Genomic DNA, 1,222 nt, shown 5'->3' with positions numbered 1-1,222 from the left:
GGCCTTTCTCTTTGGTTATCTTTCTCTTTGGCCACGCAAAGAGAAAGTAACTCGCCCTCCGAAGGAGGACGAAAGCTCTTGCTCCAACGCTATTCGTGGGTAAGCCAGAACGATATCTTGGGACAGTCGCGATCGGCCAAAAGTGGTCATTTATATGCACTCTGCCCCGGGGTTTTGTTCAACTGTAGGAGCGACTTCAGTCGCGATGCTCTTGCGAACGAGGAGGCAATGAACGAAGGGTCTGGTCTAGCTTTGTGGCACTCAACCGAATCTTGCCATCGCGCTGGATGCAACGAAGCTAGATCCGGTCCCGAGTCCCACTCCATTGAATAGCTATGTGCACAATGGACATTATCGAAGCCGTTAATATAGCCTGTTTAAGCGATGCTAATAAGATTGTCGTTGACAACAGTGCGTCGAAATCAACACTTCCGTAGTTAATGAGTACGGAAGTAATGCCTATCAAGTTTAAAGTAATGAATGATATCGGAAACCAAAAAATAAAGGACGCAATTAAATGGAACGCCAGTCTTAATTTATTCTTCTTCTTTGTCATTTGTATTATCATCCGTTATATTTCCTAAGTATAAGGCATATGTTATGACTAGTCGCATGAGGCATTTTGGATAAAATGTAGGCGGCGGCATAAGGTCTTGTTGGTGAGAACGTGGCCGGTACGACGACCATGAAACCTTGGCAGGACAGGGTCAGGGCATGGCAAGGTCGCATTATTGCGTTCCGACTTCTATGCGGTCCCGTGGACGATGCGTCCGGCTGTGGTGAAATGGGCCACGAAGCCGGTGGCAATTTGCAACCGCTATGATGCTAGACCTGACAACTTGGCCTCCCGAATGCCTTTTCAGCCTCGCTCGTGAATGATCTGGAACGATGTCGTGGAACAACCGTTTTCGGCCAGGAACGGACGTCCAGTTAGGGGTTTGAAGCGGAGAGCGTATCCCCAACGCCTTGGCAGCCAACTTACTTTGGGACCGCTATCGATCCCGGAGCCGCCTGCTCGGCAGCAATTGCCAAAGTCTGCCGGATTGCATCTATGACGATTTCTGGCCGGTCGTAATTAATAAGGTGACCAGCACGCGGGACAATTTCGTTCACACCATGGGTCGACATGGCGGCGATTTCGTTATGCATCTGCTCCCACATAACGGTTCGCTGGTCTTGTAACTGCTGAGTAATTCCCTTCGGGATGCTCTGATCAATCAAG

At 49.3% G+C, this 1,222-nt stretch carries 1 protein-coding gene; it reads right to left on the bottom strand.

The genetic code is table 11. The features are described 5' to 3' along the window. Positions 1 to 978: 978 nt before the first annotated feature. The coding region (locus tag UU9_RS18330) for a hypothetical protein (RefSeq protein ID WP_040670063.1) at positions 979 to 1,222 on the bottom strand (244 nt) is incomplete at its 5' end.

Source organism: Rhodanobacter fulvus Jip2 (genome assembly GCF_000264315.1).
Lineage (GTDB): Bacteria > Pseudomonadota > Gammaproteobacteria > Xanthomonadales > Rhodanobacteraceae > Rhodanobacter > Rhodanobacter fulvus.
This window is presented reverse-complemented; position numbering and strand designations above follow the sequence as displayed.